The organism is Mesorhizobium sp. M0040, from assembly GCF_040323505.1.
GTDB lineage: Bacteria > Pseudomonadota > Alphaproteobacteria > Rhizobiales > Rhizobiaceae > Mesorhizobium.
Genome location: NZ_JAMYVA010000005.1, coordinates 184,836 through 198,293, shown reverse-complemented (window position 1 = coordinate 198,293; position 13,458 = coordinate 184,836). Strand labels below are relative to the sequence as shown.

Below are 13,458 nucleotides of genomic sequence, written 5' to 3'. Positions count from 1 at the left end.
GGCAATGAACATTTCTGCTATCAGGGACATCAAGGACTGGCCGTGGCTGGTGCTGCTCCCCGTAATCGGCTTTGTGCTGATCGGCATCTTCGCTCCTGCGATCATGCCTTACGATCCGAGTGCGCAGGACTATTCGGCGACACTGGAGGGCATGAGCTGGAGCCACTGGCTCGGCACCGACTATCTCGGCCGAGACGTCTTCAGCCGCATCGTTGGTGGCGCCCGCATTTCCCTGGTGGCGATGGTCATCGTGCTTGTCGCCGCTCTGGCGATCGGCGTGACGATCGGCTCCTTCGCCGGCTATGTCGGCGGCCGTGTCGAACTCGTGCTGATCAGCATCATCGACATCGCGCTGGCGCTTCCGAGCCTGGTGATCGCGCTGGCGCTGATCGGCATTCTGGGCACCGGCTACTGGTCGATGATCACGGCGCTCACCCTGGCGTGGTGGGCGAACTATGCCCGCATGAGCCGCGCCGTCGTCACCGCCGAGCTGCAGCAGCCCTATATCGAGGCGGCCCGCGTGATGGGCGCCGGTCATCTCTGGATTTTTGCCCGCCATATCCTGCCGCATGTGCTTGCTCTCGTCGTCGTCTACGCAAGCGCCGACGCCGGCGCGCTTGTGCTGGCCATCGCGACGCTCAGCTTTCTCGGACTTGGCGTCGCGCCGCCGACACCGGAATGGGGCCAGATGCTGGTCGACGGCATGAGCTACATCGAGGAGGTGCCGCGCCTCGTCGTGCTGCCCGGGCTGGCGCTGACACTGGTCGTGGTCAGCTTCAACCTTCTGGGCGAAGCCTTCGCATTGCAAAAGGTGCCGCGGCCGGTTCGCGGCGCGACATTGCGCAAGCGCCGTAACGCGCGTGCTCGCGAAGAAGCGGAGCGTAACGCCGTCGAAACAGGAACGACTTCAGCATGAGCGACGCTCAGCCGATCTATTCGATCGAAGATTTGGTCATCGACCTCTACGCCACCACCGTTTCGGTGCGGGCGGTGGACGGGGTGTCGTTCAACGTCCGTCCCGGAGAAACGGTCGCGGTCGTCGGCGAAAGCGGTTCGGGAAAGACCGTCATGACACTCGGTCCGCTCGGCCTGCTGCCCGAGGGCGTGACCGTGGACATGAAAGGGTCAGCGCGAGCCGACGGAAGCGAACTGCTCAGCATCGGTTCCCGGCAATTATCGGACCTGCGCGGGCGCTATTTCGGCGTGATTTTCCAGGACCCGATGAGCGCGTTGAACCCGATGCTGAAGATCGGCCCGCAGCTGGCACGCCAGGCGCGCCGTTTCGCTGGCCTGTCGCATGAGGCAGCGCGCAAGGAAGCGGTCTCGCTTCTGGCGCGCTCCGGCATTCCGGACCCCGAGGATCGCTACGGCCGCTATCCTCACGAAATGTCGGGCGGCATGCTGCAACGCGCGATGATCGCGCTGGCGCTTGCGGCCCGGCCGCGCGTGCTGATTGCCGACGAGCCGACGACGGCGCTCGACGCCACCGTCCAAGCGCAAATCCTGGAGCTCATCCGTCAGATCCAGCGCGAGGATGGCATCGCGGTCGTGCTGATCACGCACGACATCGGCGTGGTCGCTTCCGTCGCCGATCGCGTCATCGTGCTTTACGCCGGCCAGGTGGCGGAGGAGGGGACGGCGATGGATGTGCTGACCCGGCCGGTCCATCCCTATACGCGCGGGCTGCTCGCATCGGTGCCGGATTTTCGCGCCGACGAACGCGCGGCGACCCGCGAGATACCTGGCCTACCACCAAACCAGATCAGGCTGGAACCGGGTTGCCGGTTTGCCGAGCGCTGCGAACTGGTCGAAGCCGGTTGCCGGCAGCACCGGCCGCCGCTGCAGACGATATCCGCGTCGACGAGCCCGCACCGTGTGGCTTGCCCGGTCGTGCTGAAACGAGAGGGGATCGCCGTCCATGTCTGATGCCGCGGCGATCGAAGTCAGGGGATTGAAGGTCCATTTCGCCAACCGTTCGGGTGTCGGCGCGGTGCGGGCGGTCGACGGCATAGACCTGACGGTCGCGCGCGGCGCGTTCCACGGCATCGTCGGCGAGTCCGGCTGCGGCAAGACCACGCTGGCCCGTACCATCGTCGGTTTGCAGACGGAGAGCGAGGGCACCGTCCTGATTGGGGGAAGGAATCGCGCCGAATGGCTGAAATCGGACAGGAAGTCGTTCAGCCGCGAAGTCCAGTTCGTCTTCCAGGACCCATTGGGGTCGATGAGCCGCCGCCAGTCCGTCTACCAGACACTGGAGGAGCCGCTGCAGATCCATCGCTTCGGTTCATCAGTCGAGCGCCGGCGCCGCATCGCCGAGCTTCTGGATCTGGTTGCTCTGCCTGAGACGGTGCTCGACCGTTTGCCAAGGTCGCTCTCCGGTGGCCAGCGGCAGCGAGTTTCGATTGCGCGCGCGCTTGCGCTGAAGCCGTCCATACTGGTCTGCGACGAACCGCTAAGTGCGCTCGACGTTTCGATCCGGGCGCAGATCGTCAACCTGTTCACGTCGTTGCAGAAGCAGCTTGGTCTGACCATTGTCATTGTCGCGCATGATCTGGCGATCGTGCGCGAGGTCTGCTCGAACGTGACGGTGATGTATCTCGGCCGTATCTCGGAAGCCGGCGTGATCCGCCCGCTGTTTCGCGAACCGGCCCATCCCTACAGCCAGGCGCTGCTGTCGGCGGTTCCTTCTCCCGATCCCCGCATCGAAGCCGGGCGCCGCCGGATCATCCTGGCCGGCGATCCGCCAAGTCCGAGCGCGCCACCTCCGGGGTGCCGGTTCAACACGCGCTGTCCGATGGCGATCGATGTCTGCCGGGTCGAGGAACCGATGCTGCGATCCGTGCCGCATGGCGGCGTTGCCTCCTGTCACCTGGCCGATAAAGACCGCCGGCCGGTCATTTGAAAGATGGGCGTTTCAGCCGCGATCGGGACCTAGGTATTGCTTGTGATCGGGTATGCGGCTGGGTGGTTGCCACCAGCGCCACAGCAGTAAGCGTGCGCTCTGGTTGCGGTTGCCCCGGTTTCGTGGACGATGCAAATTTGGACGCATTTGCCGTCCAAAGTACTGCAAGCGCCTTGGGCTCCAAAGAGATGCGCTAAACATCTTGGATTCGAACGCGCAGCAGTTTTGCCGAATTCAGGAACACCAGGACATCCGGTCCCAAGTGCAAAATCGCTGCCTGAATGGGGCCGATCCAGCCCATCAGCGCCGCGGTAATGCCCAAGACGTGCACAACACCGACGCCGACGAAGATATTTTCCTGAATTGTCCGGTAAGCACGTCGAGCAATCGCGCGCGCGCTGACAATTTTTGCCAGATCATCCTTCATCAATGCAATGTCGGCGGCTTCCAGTGCCGCCTGCGTGCCGCCGCCGCCCATCGCAATGCCGACATCGGCGCGTGCCAGCGCCGGCGCGTCGTTGATCCCGTCGCCGACCATCGCCACGCGATGGCCCTGCTTTTGCAGTTCGGCGATGGCGGCGACCTTGTCCTGCGGCATCAGATTGGCACGCACTTCATCCACGCCGAGCTCGTTGGCGATGGTCCGCGCTGTGGCCTCATTGTCACCCGTCACCATCACCATGCGCTTGACGCCGGTTGCACGGAGTTTTGCCAGCGCTTCGCGCGCACCTGGTCGCAATGTGTCGGCAATAAAAATCACGCCCGCGAATTTCCCATCGACCGCGACGTGAACCGGCGTCTGTCCGCCCTTTTCGATCGCATCGGAAAGCGGCACGCCGGCTTCGCGCAACAACGATGCATTCCCGACCAGCACGGTGCGTCCGGAGACTGTCGCCTTCACACCGCGCGCCTGCAACTGCTCGTACTGCTCCGGTTCCGGGACATCGATCTTCATCCGGGCGGCATAGTTGACGACCGCTTTCGCCAAGGGGTGAGCGGAGCGCCGATCGGCGGCGGCGGCAAGGCTGAGCACATCAGCTTCCGAAAGCGTGCCGTCCTGTATCTCCACGCCGACAACCTCGGGCTTGTTCGCCGTCAGGGTGCCTGTCTTGTCGAACACCAGGACGTCGACCTTGGCCAAAGACTCCAGATAGACGCCCCCCTTGACCAGAATTCCACTGCGTGCGGCTCGCGCAATGGCGGCGATAATCACCAGAGGAGTCGCCAATCCGAGTTCGGCAGGCGATGTGAAAATCAGCAGAGTAACGATCATCCGAACGTCGCGGGTATAAAGATAAACCGCAACGAGGAAGATCAGCACGACCGGGATCAGCCATGACGCGACCTTATCCGCCAGTTTCTGGACGGGTGCCTGTTCCGCTTCGGCATTCTCGACCAGACTGATGATGCGGGCAAAGGTGGTGTCGGCACCAACCTTCTCGGTCTCGATGTCGAGGGCGCCGGATTCGACGATGGTTCCGGCAAAGACATCGGCGCCATCGCTCTTGTCCTTCGGAATGCTCTCTCCTGTGATCGATGCTTCGTTGACCGAAGCAGCTCCACCGACGACGGTGCCGTCGACAGGAATCTTCTCGCCGGCGCGCACCAATACAACGTCGCCCGCGCGCAAATTTTCGATCGGGACCATGCGTTCGCCACCTGGGTCCCGCACAAGTGCCACCTGGGGCACCGAGCCGATCAGGTCTTTGATCGAGGCTCGCGCACGATCCATATTCACATCGGCAATGAACTCTGCGATGAGAATGATCACCATGAGGACCGCGCCGGCGACGGTCTCGCCTCCGATCAGCGCTACCACCGTAGCGATGGCGACGAATATCTCGGTACCGATCTTGCGCTCTTTTACGAGGTCAACGGCGCCGGTTTTGACAAGCGGATACAAGCCGATGGCAACCGCCCCCCACAAAGCTTGAATGGGAATCAGCTGTTGCCAGTACAGAAAGGCCATCAGCCCGGTAAATATAATGCGAGCGACTTCGGTCCAACGTTCGCGTGTCATCAACACTCGCCAACCCGATGGAACAGCCTTAGGCGCCGGCTCAACGCTTTCGGTGGCTGCTGTCTCGGATTTCATGATTGGCTCGCTATCTCGGATTGCGGTCTTGGCTTGAACGTGAGCGCATCAGGCCCCCCGCCGCGGCTATAGTCCTGTCCAGCCATGGTATCCGACATAGAGGCCCACGGCGATGATGAGAATGCTGGAGAAATAGGGAGCCCAGCGCGCGACGGTCGAGAATCAGGACCAACGCCTGTTCGCGTGCAGGACGCTCAGGGCAGCGGCGGCCCCAACGTGACGAGAGTGATCGTAAGTCCGATCGAGAAGCACAGCACCAGCGAGTGCATGAAAGCTTTCGACACAATTCCGCGCTCGACGGTGGAACAGGCAAACAAGTACGCCCGGCACCACAAGTGCCGGGCGTACTCGTACTGCTTTAGATCATGCGCTTGATGTCGATGTAATCGCCTTCGGTCTGGATCGTCAGCGTTACCTCGCGGTCACCGCGATTGCGCCAGAACCAGCCGTGGTTCCCGTCGAAGGCAACTTCCAGCACACCTTAGTCGGAAGGAACGCTGCGACCCTTTTTGTAGTTTACGGACTGACCGCCGCCATCGCCGTGCGTCTCGAAGTAGATCTCGCAGCCTATGCTGGTTTGTTCCTGGCGGCCTTGATCGCCGCTACGATCCTGCCGATGCAATCGGAAGCAGTGCTGGTGGGGCTGCTGCTTGCGTATTACTCGCCGTGGCTGCTCATCGCAGTCGCGAGCGTCGGCAACGTGCTTGGATCGGTGATCAACTGGCTACTCGGGCGAGGCATCGAGCGCTTCCGGGACCAGCGGTGGTTTCCGATGAACCAAGCGCAATTGGAGCGCGCGCAAGTGTAATATCGCCTCTATGGAAAGTGGTCGCTCCTGCTGAGTTGGCTGCCGGTAGTCGGTGATCCGCTAACCGTCGTCGCGGGCGTCGTGCGCGAGCCTTTTCGGGTTTTCCTTTTGTTGGTCACTGCCGCCAAGGTCGGCCGTTATCTTGTTCTTGCCGCCGTGACGCTGAGCGTCATCTGACCTCGCGAAGCTTCTCCAAGGTGAGCGGGTTAGGCCCGGCTGGTTCGAAGGAACCAGCCCAAGAGCCACGTCTGATACAGGCGGATGGGAAGCCTAGCCCTTCTTGGCGGCGACCTTGTCGAGGGGCCGCGCGCAGTCTGCTTCTGCGCATCGCGGGACCGGTCAACCAAGTTACGCCGCAGCGCTCCGGCCAACGTCGACATTGTTAGGACATTCCTGTGGCCGCGCGCCACGCCTGCACAACGAAGCTGTGCTGGTTCCAGATCATCAGCGCTCCACTCACAGCCATGAGCGCGACCACAAGGCCGCGGAACTGTCGTCCACTTAGGCGTTCGAGCCAGCGCTTGGCAAGCAGATTGGCAAGCGCAGCGCCCAAACCCGCGGCTGTGCCGTACATGACCGACTGACCACCGAGCGCGCCGAGTCCGGTGAATACCGCGATCTTGACGACATCGGTCACAAACGAGTTCACCGATTTCGTGGCGACCAACGTCTCCTTCTCCGAACCGTAGTTCAGATAGAGCGAATTCAAGACGGGTCCCACCGTGCCCATCAGCGCCGACAACAGCGCGACGATCAGGCCGGCCGGGAGGAACCACCAGCGGCGGGCTCGGTAGCTCCGCTCGCGCGCGCCGCCGCGAAATTCCCAGACTGCGCTGATCAGATAGATCCCTATGAGTATCTGGAGCCATTCCGCCCGACTGTTGGCGAAGAGCCAGGAGCCCGCAGCGGCACCGGCGATGGCGCCGGGCAGGTACCAACGGACCAGGCTCCAATCGATGTCGCGCCGGAAGGCCAGGGCGCGGATGGGATTGCCGATGAGCTCGGTCAAGGTGATGACCGGCGCAACCGCCGCGCTCCCTGTGATGAAAGTCACGGCGGGGATCAGCAATAGACCTCCGCCTCCGGCCGAGAGGGTGTTCAGTGTCCAGGTGAGGAACCCCGCCAACGCCAGGAGGCCTAGTCTAATCCAGTCCATCCGATCAGAACGAAGCGGACCTTTGATCGTTCCGAACGCGTCGGTTCGCAAAAGCCCGGCCCGCCCCTTGAGTCTCGTGTGCGATGGAAAGGTGATCTCAGGCGCAATGCTGGTGGCGGAGAGACGCCGTGCCAGAGAACCATTCCCGAGGCGGCAGGAAAAGGCCGGCGATCGCTCCCAGCCACCGAACTCCGCCGTTGGACGGGCCACCCAATCTAGCTCTTCTTGACGGCGACCTTATCGAGGGCTGCGCGAAGTCCTTTCGCCAGCTTCTGCGCATCATCGTTCGCCCAGAAATGCATGAAGAACAACCGGGGCTGCTCATCGAGCATGTGGCTGTGCAACGCCGTGATCTCGATGCGGTTGTCCTGCATGGCTTTGATAACCTGATTGACCTCCTTGGCGGTCAGCACAAAATCACCCGTGATCGCCGCCTTGCCGCCACCTGTCGATTGGAAGTTGATCGCTGTTGCCGAGCCCATGGCCGCCGGCACTTCCATTCCATTTTCCTCGACCGGCTCAGCGCGCGGGATCGTGAACTGGTAGACCGCGCCATTGGCCTTACCTTTATAACCCATGGTTTGGTCGACACTGGCCGTGTCGAAGTCGATCTGCGGTGCGGCTTGCGGCTGGCCGCCGCCTCCCATCGGTGTTTTGCTCAGCGCCAATCCGGCATGAAGCGCTGTTGCGAGCGTAACTGGGTCGCCTTGGCCGAGGACGTGCATGTAGAGCGTCATCGGCTCCGCGCGCAGCAAGTGGTTGTGCACCGCGGTGATCTCGATCCCGCTTTCTTCAAGCTTCTTCATGACCGGGTTCACCTCGTCCTGTGTCAGAACGATGTCGCCCATGACCATTGCCTGGTTCCCCATTGGTTCGAAAGCGATCCAGCCTCCGAGCGCAAACCCTGGCTTCAGGGATATCCCGTCGAGCGATACCTTCAGGTCGGTTCGTGGCAAGCCCACCCGGTAGACGCCGCCGGGCGTCTCGGTGCCGGATTTGCCGAGCGCCTGTGCGATTGTTTGCCAATCGGGTGCCGCCGATGCCGGTTGGAGCAGCGCCGACATCGCAATCAGCATTGCTCCGGTCACGAGTTTTGCATGCATGGGGTTTCTCCTTGTGATCTGCCCCCATTGCCCATTTCGTCATGCGGCCGCCGGCTTGATGGCGGGTGGCCAGCTATGCGTTTCCGCCTTGCGGCCCGAAGCCCACGCGTAGAGCGCGTCATAGATGACGAAGCCGTGCTTCAGCACCTCGTGGTCGTCGGGCGTCAGGTCCCGCAGACCCATGGAGATCGCCAGCAACCCTGCCGACTGTGGCGTGAGATCGTGCCGGTCCGTGTCGGCGCCGCGCACGATCGCGGCAATGGTCACGATCGCCGGGTCGCACTCAAGCCCATTTTTGGAAACGAAGGTGTCGAAACTGCAGCCGTCGCCGACATGCGTGAATTCGACGCCGGGCACGTCGTAAGGCGTGGCGCCCGTTTCCTGGGCAACGCGGATCACCTGATCGGGCGGCACGAAGAGGAACTCAGGCTGCTTGTCGATGAAGCGCGCAATCAGCCAGGGGCAGGCGATGCGGTCGATGACCGGACGTTCGCGGGTAACCCATTTCATGGCGCAATCCTTTCTTCGTTGATTATCAGAGGGACAGTGCGCGCGCCGATCGCATGCCAGGCGGCAATGCCGCCCGAAAGCGCACTTGCGTCGACGCCGCGGCGGCGCAGTTCGGCGACGGCGTCGCCGCTGACCTGGAAGCCATAGAGGCAATAGACAATGACTGGCCTGTCCTTCGGCAGTTCATCCGCCCAATCGACGATCTTCTCTGGCGCGCGGAGCTTGGCCCCCGGCAGCATGTCGCCGCGCTTTGCCAGATCCTCGGCAAGGCAGACGTCGAGCACGACGAGATCTTCTCCTTGATCCATGAGCGCCCGCAGTTCCTCCGGCGCAATCGCTGGAACCGTTTCGTCCGATGCCGATCCTGTTGAAGGATCACGCTGCGCGACGGCCCGACGGTGGCGGGCAGCCACCCGTTCCCAATGGATGTTCTTCATGAAGGCATCGACATAGGCGCCGGCCTTGGTGCCGAAATCCATGTGGTAGGCGTGCTCGTACATGTCGAACGCGAGGATCGGCATGCCGCCGGCAAGACAGTTGGTGTGGTCCGCCGCCCATTGGATCGTCAGTCGGTCGCGCCGCTCCGACCAGGTGAGCAGGGTCCATCCCGAGCCTCCGGCCTGCGCCTTGGCACAGGCCATGAACTTGGCGCGCCAGGAGGCCACGCTACCGAAGTCGCGCTCCAGAGCCGCAGCGAGATCGCCTCCGGCATCGCCGGTGCCACCGAGTCCGTCGAAATAGATTTCGTGCAGGATCGCTGAATTGGCGGCAACCAGTTCCTCGCGCTTCAGACCATTGATGTCGAAAACTGGCGCCGCGCCCCAGTCGAGCCCGTCGAGCCGCTGTTCGATGGCATTGAGGCGACGAACGGCACCGCCATAGTTGTTTTCGTAGTGGCTTGCCAACAGCCGCTCGGAGAGGCCGACGAGCCGAGGCGGCTTGAATGGCAACGGCATGATCTGGTGTGGCATCGGTTTCCCCCACTCTGCGGGCACGGCCATCCGTGAAGAGGCGAACGCTATGCCCGAATGTAAAATGATACAAGTGTTGCATTTGTCTTTGTTCGTGATACGGTTCACTTATGAGTGAGGGGCAATCACAGGAGCAGCGCTGGCTGCTCCTGATCCATCAGCTGCCAAGCAAACCCGCCTACTTCCGGGTGAAGATCTGGCGACGCTTGCAAGGCATCGGCGCGGTCGCAGTCAAAAGCACAGTTTACGCCCTGCCGGCCAATGCCGAGATGCAGGAGGATTTCGAATGGCTCCTCAGGGAGATCGTCGCTGGCGGCGGCGAGGCGATGATGTGCGAGGCGCGCCTCGTAGATGGTTTGTCCGACACCCAGGTCCGGGCGCTCTTCGACGCAGCCCGTGACGCCGACTATGCGGAGATAGTCAAGGAAGCGCGCGATCTGGCCGCAGCGATCAAGACCGACGCGACATCGGAAAAACATGCGGAAGCGCGTCCGCAACTCGGCCGCTTGCGCAAGCGGCTCGCCGACGTGGTGACGATCGATTTTTTAGGCGCCAGCGGGCGCCTTGCTGTCGAGGGACTGATCGCCGAGCTCGAGGCACAGCTTATAGAGGACAACGCCATGACCAAGGAACCGAAGAAGGCGGCCGAGCCGGGTGAGCTCAAGGGCCGGACCTGGGTCACGCGCAGGGACGTGCATGTCGACCGCATCGCCTGCAGCTGGCTGATCCGTCGCTTCATCGATGCCGATGCAACAATCCGCTTCGTCGCTGGCAAGGGATACGTGCCAAAGGAGGGCGAATTGCACTTCGACATGTTCGAGGGCGAAATCACCCATGAGGGAGACCGCTGCAGCTTCGAGGTGCTGCTGGCCCGCGCCGGCATTACGGATGCGGCTTTGCAGGCCATCGCCGAGGTCGTCCACGATATTGATCTCAAGGACAGCAAGTTCGGCCGCGAGGAAACCGCGGGGATTGCCAGCCTGATCTCCGGTATAGCGATGGCGCAGGCGAGCGACGAGCAACGGATCGCCGAGGGCGCTTCGGTGTTCGACAACCTCTATCGATATTTCCGCTCGAAGCGCGGCTGATCCGAGGAACTAACCATGGCCAATGCAGAGAGCACCGTGACAGCACCGAACCGACCAGACGACACGCCCGGTCCTGGCATTTCGTTCGCTGAGGCTACGCGGGTGTGGGCGCGTGTGGCCGCCCTCAGCTTCGGCGGTCCGGCCGGTCAGATCGCCATGATGCACCGCATCATCGTCGAGGAAAAACGCTGGATCGGCGAGACCAGGTTCCTGCATGCGCTCAATTACTGCACGCTGCTGCCCGGACCGGAGGCACAACAGCTTGCCATCTACATCGGCTGGCTCATGCACAAGACCAGAGGCGGCCTTGTCGCCGGTATCCTGTTCGTGCTGCCTGGTGCGATCGCCATCATGGCGCTCAGCTGGATCTACGCCATCTTCGGCAACGTCGGCGCCGTTCAGGCTCTCTTCTTCGGTTTGAAGGCGGCGGTCCTCGCGATCGTGCTTGAGGCGGTCTTGCGGATCGGCAGACGGGCGCTCAAGAACAACGTAATGGTCGGGCTCGCGGCGGCAGCCTTCTTCGCTCTCTTTTTCTTCGATGCGCCGTTTCCACTGGTCATCTTGATCGCGGGCGTGATTGGTTACGTGGGGGGAAGAGCTGGGTGGGCTGCATTCCAGTCGGGCAATGGACATGGCAAGGTCGGCGGCAAGCAGGTCGATGATGCCGATACAGCGCTCGGCGAAGGGGCGCCGGCGCACGCCCGGCCGTCCGTCAGTTGGTCGCTGAAGATCGCGGCAGTTTTTCTGGCACTGTGGTTGGTACCCGTCGTCGGGCTGCTAGCGCTGTTAGGGCAAGGCAATGTCTTCACCGACATCGCGATCTTCTTCTCCAAAATGGCGATGGTTACCTTCGGTGGTGCCTATGCGGTGCTCGCCTATGTCGCGCAACAGGGCGTGGATCACTATGGCTGGCTCAAGCCGGGAGAAATGCTGGACGGCCTCGGTATGGCCGAGACCACGCCTGGCCCGTTGATCATGGTCACCCAGTTCGTCGGCTTCATGGGCGCCTACCGGGCGCCGGGCGTACTCAACCCGCTGGTCGCCGGAACGCTCGGCGGTCTTCTCACGACGTGGGTAACATTCGTTCCGTGCTTCCTGTGGATATTCCTCGGCGCGCCGTTCATGGAGACGATGCGCAGCAACAAGGCCCTGTCGGCAGCGCTGTCTGCCATCACGGCGGCGGTGGTCGGTGTGATCCTGAACCTGGCAGTATGGTTCGCGCTTCATGTGCTGTTCCGCGACCTGCGTGAGGTCAGATGGCTGGGCACGACGGTGGATGTGCCGGTGTTCAGCTCCGTCAACCTGCCGTCGCTGGTGCTGACAGTCGGTGCGCTGCTGGCCGTGTTTCGTTTCAAGATCGGTATGATCCCCGTGCTCGCGACATGCTCTGTCCTGGGCGTGCTTTATGGCGTTGCCACGGGATCGATTTAAGCAGTGCCATAGGCGCAACCACTTTGCGGCAGGAGGCATACCTGGCAGCCCAGACGCCGACGAATGCTTCGCGCGAACCTTTAGCCAAACAGAGGTTTTCGCTGCTGCCTGCCGGTGCCAGGCCGGCAGCTGCCCTTCTGTTGACGTCCAGGGGATTGAGGGCATTCGGCGACGGACTCGTCAGTCTTCTGCTTCCCGCCTATTTGGCCACGCTTGGTTTCAGCCCTTTCAAGATCGGGGTTCTCGCCACAGCGACGCTAGCTGGTTCAGCGGCGCTCACTTTGACCGTCGGGTTTGTCGCACACCATTTCTCTCGCCGCTCCCTGCTGATCGCAGCTGCCGTCCTGATGGTCGTCACGGGGAGCGCCTTCGCGTTGGTTCAGGATTTCTGGCCGCTGCTCCTTGTCGCATTCGTGGGAACGTTGAACCCATCCTCGGGCGACGTCAGTGTGTTTCTGCCGCTGGAGCATGCGCAACTTGCCCATAGTGTCACGGACCGCGACCGCACCGCGCTCTTTGCACGCTACAGCCTTGTCGGCTCACTTGTAGGGGCGGTCGGTGCTCTTGCGGCCGGAGCCCCCGACATTCTCCGACAGGTTGTCGGCCTGGACATCAAGCAAGCTCTCCAGATCGCCTTCCTGCTTTATGCCTTTCTGGGACTCGGAGCACTGCTCCTTTATCGGAAACTGCCGGATGAGCCGCTCGATGCGAGTGCGGTACCGGCGGAACCACTACGCAAATCTCGAACCATCGTCCTCACGCTCGCTGCACTTTTCAGCCTTGACGCTTTTGCGGGCGGTTTCGTGGTCCAGTCGTTGTTGGCTCTTTGGCTTTTCCAACGGTTCGGCCTATCGCTCGCCGCGACGGGCGCAATCTTCTTCTTGACGGGCATCCTTTCGGCTGGGTCGTATCTGGTGGCCGTGCAAATCTCTAAACGGATCGGGCTGGTGAACACGATGGTGTTCACGCACCTGCCGTCCAGCCTTTGCCTTTTGCTCATCCCCTTCACGCCGAGCCTCGGTCCCGTTATCGTACTTCTGCTGATCAGGAGCGCCTTGTCGCAGATGGATGTTCCGACCCGCACCTCCTACGTCATGGCCGTGGTATCGCCTGGTGAGCGGGCCGCAGCCGCGAGTGTCACCGCTGTCCCGCGCAGCCTCGCGGCAGCCGCCAGCCCGATGCTTGCCGGCTCGCTGCTCGCAATGTCCGGTTTCGGTTGGCCGTTGCTCATCGCTGGCGCCTTGAAGATTGTCTACGACATCCTTCTGCTTGCGATGTTTCGCAAGGTTCGCCCTCCAGAGGAACGACGAGATGGCTAGTAGCGGCGCAGCATGCCGAGACAGCATGAGCCGCGCGCGCCTGTTATTCCGCAGGTGCACGTTCTGCCGACGAGT

11 protein-coding genes and 1 pseudogene are annotated in these 13,458 nt (G+C 62.4%); 7 read left to right on the top strand and 5 right to left on the bottom strand.

Annotated elements, in window-relative coordinates:
* The first annotated feature begins 4 nt into the window (after positions 1 to 4).
* Genes NKJ91_RS07140 through NKJ91_RS07130 form a run of 3 tightly spaced genes read left to right on the top strand, consistent with a single transcriptional unit; the run spans position 5 to position 2,902 of the window.
* Entirely contained in the window at positions 5 to 916 is a 912-nt protein-coding gene (locus NKJ91_RS07140; RefSeq protein ID WP_352454976.1) for an ABC transporter permease, read from the top strand.
* Positions 913 to 1,926 (top strand): ABC transporter ATP-binding protein, encoded by a 1,014-nt coding sequence (locus NKJ91_RS07135; protein ID WP_352454975.1) that lies wholly within the window; start codon positions 913 to 915, stop codon positions 1,924 to 1,926. The genes NKJ91_RS07140 and NKJ91_RS07135 overlap by 4 nt, the downstream gene beginning before the upstream one ends.
* The gene (locus tag NKJ91_RS07130) at positions 1,919 to 2,902 is read left to right on the top strand and encodes an oligopeptide/dipeptide ABC transporter ATP-binding protein (protein ID WP_352454974.1); all 984 of its coding nucleotides are present in this window, start codon (positions 1,919 to 1,921) and stop codon (positions 2,900 to 2,902) included. The genes NKJ91_RS07135 and NKJ91_RS07130 overlap by 8 nt, the downstream gene beginning before the upstream one ends.
* Before the next feature lie 193 nt (positions 2,903 to 3,095).
* On the opposite strand, the gene NKJ91_RS07125 is transcribed toward NKJ91_RS07130, so the two are convergent.
* Positions 3,096 to 4,997, bottom strand: a complete 1,902-nt coding sequence (locus tag NKJ91_RS07125; RefSeq protein WP_352454973.1) for a heavy metal translocating P-type ATPase — start codon at positions 4,995 to 4,997, stop codon at positions 3,096 to 3,098.
* 541 nt (positions 4,998 to 5,538) lie between these two features.
* Here NKJ91_RS07125 and NKJ91_RS07115 point away from each other — a divergent pair.
* A pseudogene (locus NKJ91_RS07115) lies at positions 5,539 to 5,982 on the top strand (YqaA family protein).
* A gap of 205 nt (positions 5,983 to 6,187) precedes the next feature.
* Here the strand turns inward: NKJ91_RS07115 and NKJ91_RS07110 are convergent.
* The 4 genes from NKJ91_RS07110 to NKJ91_RS07095 all read right to left on the bottom strand — a co-directional run bounded on the left by NKJ91_RS07110 (position 6,188) and on the right by NKJ91_RS07095 (position 9,545).
* The gene (locus NKJ91_RS07110; RefSeq protein ID WP_352455035.1) at positions 6,188 to 6,961 is read right to left on the bottom strand and encodes a sulfite exporter TauE/SafE family protein; all 774 of its coding nucleotides are present in this window, start codon (positions 6,959 to 6,961) and stop codon (positions 6,188 to 6,190) included.
* A 215-nt stretch (positions 6,962 to 7,176) separates the two neighbouring features.
* The gene (locus NKJ91_RS07105; RefSeq protein ID WP_352454972.1) at positions 7,177 to 8,064 is read right to left on the bottom strand and encodes a DUF1259 domain-containing protein; all 888 of its coding nucleotides are present in this window, start codon (positions 8,062 to 8,064) and stop codon (positions 7,177 to 7,179) included.
* 39 nt (positions 8,065 to 8,103) lie between these two features.
* Positions 8,104 to 8,574 (bottom strand): chromate resistance protein ChrB domain-containing protein, encoded by a 471-nt coding sequence (locus NKJ91_RS07100; protein WP_352454971.1) that lies wholly within the window; start codon positions 8,572 to 8,574, stop codon positions 8,104 to 8,106.
* Complete coding sequence (locus NKJ91_RS07095; protein ID WP_352454970.1) at positions 8,571 to 9,545, bottom strand: Fe-Mn family superoxide dismutase; 975 nt, start codon at positions 9,543 to 9,545, stop codon at positions 8,571 to 8,573. Before NKJ91_RS07095 ends, NKJ91_RS07100 begins: the two co-directional genes overlap by 4 nt.
* Positions 9,546 to 9,655: 110 nt before the next feature.
* Between NKJ91_RS07095 and NKJ91_RS07090 the strand changes: the two genes are divergently transcribed.
* The 3 genes from NKJ91_RS07090 (at position 9,656) to NKJ91_RS07080 (ending at position 13,383) form a co-directional block, all read left to right on the top strand.
* A complete protein-coding gene (locus NKJ91_RS07090) occupies positions 9,656 to 10,633 on the top strand; it encodes a chromate resistance protein ChrB domain-containing protein (RefSeq protein ID WP_352454969.1) in 978 nt (325 codons plus the stop codon).
* Positions 10,634 to 10,648: 15 nt separating this feature from the next.
* Positions 10,649 to 12,064: a chromate efflux transporter gene (gene chrA / locus NKJ91_RS07085; RefSeq protein WP_352454968.1), complete on the top strand. Its 1,416-nt coding sequence runs from the start codon at positions 10,649 to 10,651 to the stop codon at positions 12,062 to 12,064.
* A 101-nt stretch (positions 12,065 to 12,165) separates the two neighbouring features.
* Positions 12,166 to 13,383: an MFS transporter gene (locus tag NKJ91_RS07080; protein ID WP_352455034.1), complete on the top strand. Its 1,218-nt coding sequence runs from the start codon at positions 12,166 to 12,168 to the stop codon at positions 13,381 to 13,383.
* The last annotated feature ends 75 nt before the right edge of the window (positions 13,384 to 13,458 follow it).

Coding starts and splice junctions, on each gene's coding strand:
- NKJ91_RS07140 (WP_352454976.1), top strand. CDS start 5: ATGAACATTTCTGCTATCAGGGACATCAAGGACTGGCCGTGGCTGGTG.
- NKJ91_RS07135 (WP_352454975.1), top strand. CDS start 913: ATGAGCGACGCTCAGCCGATCTATTCGATCGAAGATTTGGTCATCGAC.
- NKJ91_RS07130 (WP_352454974.1), top strand. CDS start 1,919: ATGTCTGATGCCGCGGCGATCGAAGTCAGGGGATTGAAGGTCCATTTC.
- NKJ91_RS07125 (WP_352454973.1), bottom strand. CDS start 4,997: ATGAAATCCGAGACAGCAGCCACCGAAAGCGTTGAGCCGGCGCCTAAG.
- NKJ91_RS07110 (WP_352455035.1), bottom strand. CDS start 6,961: ATGGACTGGATTAGACTAGGCCTCCTGGCGTTGGCGGGGTTCCTCACC.
- NKJ91_RS07105 (WP_352454972.1), bottom strand. CDS start 8,064: ATGCATGCAAAACTCGTGACCGGAGCAATGCTGATTGCGATGTCGGCG.
- NKJ91_RS07100 (WP_352454971.1), bottom strand. CDS start 8,574: ATGAAATGGGTTACCCGCGAACGTCCGGTCATCGACCGCATCGCCTGC.
- NKJ91_RS07095 (WP_352454970.1), bottom strand. CDS start 9,545: ATGCCACACCAGATCATGCCGTTGCCATTCAAGCCGCCTCGGCTCGTC.
- NKJ91_RS07090 (WP_352454969.1), top strand. CDS start 9,656: ATGAGTGAGGGGCAATCACAGGAGCAGCGCTGGCTGCTCCTGATCCAT.
- chrA (WP_352454968.1), top strand. CDS start 10,649: ATGGCCAATGCAGAGAGCACCGTGACAGCACCGAACCGACCAGACGAC.